This is a genomic window from Pseudomonas sp. HMWF006, assembly GCF_003061205.1.
Classification (GTDB): Bacteria; Pseudomonadota; Gammaproteobacteria; order Pseudomonadales; family Pseudomonadaceae; genus Aquipseudomonas; species Aquipseudomonas monsensis.
Map to the genome: position 1 here is coordinate 1,035 of NZ_QAIU01000600.1, position 1,657 is coordinate 2,691.

The following is a 1,657-nucleotide window of genomic DNA, read 5'->3' on the forward strand; positions in this document are numbered from 1 at the left end:
CGGTGCAGCACAGCGTCTTCACCCTGACCGCACCGGACCGGCTGGTGATCGACATCAACGGCGCCACCCTCGGCGCGCCGTTGAAAGTCTCCACTGCGAACACACCGATCACTGCGATGCGCTCGGCCCAGCGCACGCCGACCGACCTGCGGGTGGTCATCGACCTGAAAAAAGCCGTCACCCCGAAAAGCTTCTCGCTGGCGCCGAACGCGCAATACGGCAACCGTCTGGTGGTCGACCTGTTCGACAACCCGGCCGATGCCGCTCCGCCGCCTGCGCCAGCGCCGCAAGTGGCGACGGTGCCTGCGGTGCCGGTCACGCCTGCGGAACCCGCCATCAAGTTACCGCCAGCGCCGGCCGGCAAACGCGACATTATCGTGGTGATCGACGCCGGCCACGGCGGCGAAGACCCGGGCGCGTCCGGCTCGCGCGGCCAGCGTGAGAAAGACGTGGTGCTGCAGATCGCTCGCGAACTGCAACGTCAGGTCAACGGCATGAAAGGCTTCCGCGCCGAATTGACCCGTACTGGCGACTACTTCATCCCGCTGCGTGGCCGTACTGAAATCGCGCGCAAGAAGGGTGCTGACCTGTTCGTCTCGATCCACGCTGACGCCGCGCCGTCGGCGGCCGCCTTCGGTGCGTCGGTGTTTGCCTTGTCCGATCGCGGTGCCACGTCGGAGACCGCCCGCTGGCTGGCCGACAGCGAAAACCGTTCCGACCTGATCGGCGGCGCCGGCAACGTCAGCCTCGACGACAAGGACCGCATGCTCGCCGGTGTGCTGCTCGACCTGTCGATGACCGCGTCGCTGACTTCCAGTCTCAACGTCGGTCAGAAAGTCCTGACCAACATCGGCCGGGTGACGCCGCTGCACAAGCAGCGTGTGGAACAGGCCGGGTTCATGGTGCTGAAGTCGCCGGACATCCCGTCGATCCTGGTCGAAACCGGCTTCATCTCCAACGCCAACGAAGCGAACAAACTCTCGGCATCGAGCCACCAGCAGGCGCTGGCCCGTTCGATCAGCAGCGGTGTACGCCAGTTCTTCCAGCAAAACCCGCCACCGGGCACTTACATTGCCTGGCTGCGTGACTCCGGCAAGATCGCCCAAGGCCCGCGCGATCACCGCGTGAGTCCGGGCGAGACGCTGGCGATGATTGCGGTGCGTTACCAGGTGTCGCCCGCGACCCTGCGCAGCGCCAACAACCTCAGCAGCGATGAGCTGAAAGTCGGTCAGCACCTGACCATTCCTGGCACCGAACTGGCGTCCAAAGAATGAGCCAGGTGCTGAACACTGCCCGCATCGAACTGCTCAGCCCACGGCTGGCGAACCAGATCGCCGCCGGTGAGGTGGTCGAGCGCCCGGCCTCGGTGATCAAGGAACTGCTGGAAAACAGCCTCGATTCCGGTGCCAAACGCATCGACGTCGACGTCGAGCAGGGTGGCGTCAAGCTGCTGCGGGTGCGCGACGACGGCAGCGGCATTTCTGCCGATGACCTGCCGCTGGCGCTGGCCCGTCACGCCACCAGTAAGATCCGCAACCTCGAAGACCTCGAGCAGGTGATGAGCCTGGGGTTCCGCGGTGAGGCCCTGGCGTCGATCAGCTCTGTGGCGCGCCTGACCCTGACCTCGCGCACCCGCGATGCCGATCAGGCGTGGCAG

General features: G+C 65.8%; 2 protein-coding genes. Both read left to right on the forward strand.

All coding sequences use genetic code 11. The annotated features are described in order from the left end of the window. Positions 1-1,274 (forward strand): N-acetylmuramoyl-L-alanine amidase (locus DBR24_RS27840; protein WP_218278158.1); only part of this gene is annotated, 1,274 nt, incomplete at its 5' end. Then, on the forward strand, positions 1,271-1,657 hold a 387-nt coding region (gene mutL / locus DBR24_RS34155; protein ID WP_256591919.1), incomplete at its 3' end, for a DNA mismatch repair endonuclease MutL. The genes DBR24_RS27840 and mutL, both read left to right, overlap by 4 nt.